Below are 239 nucleotides of genomic sequence, written 5' to 3' on the forward strand. Positions count from 1 at the left end.
GGGTGCGCCGGCTGTGACGGCGAGCTTCTCGGGTACGGGTTTTGTGGCTTCGACGACTGGTCCGTCGACGGTGACGGTCTCTAATCCGGCTGCTGTTGATGTGGCAACGACTCTGGCACTGGATGTTCCGGCTACGGCTACTACCGGTGCTGCTGTTGATCTGACGGCGACTGTTACGCCGGCTTCTGCTGCGGGCACGGTCTCGTTCAAGGTTGCCGGTTCTGAAATCGGTACTGCTG

At 61.1% G+C, this 239-nt stretch carries 1 pseudogene; it reads left to right on the forward strand.

What is annotated here, in order from left to right:
* Nucleotides 1-239: pseudogene (locus tag QM600_RS29590) on the forward strand (Ig-like domain-containing protein); the annotation flags it as partial.

It is taken from the genome of Rhodococcus sp. IEGM 1379 (assembly GCF_030056815.1).
Taxonomy (GTDB): domain Bacteria; phylum Actinomycetota; class Actinomycetes; order Mycobacteriales; family Mycobacteriaceae; genus Rhodococcus_F.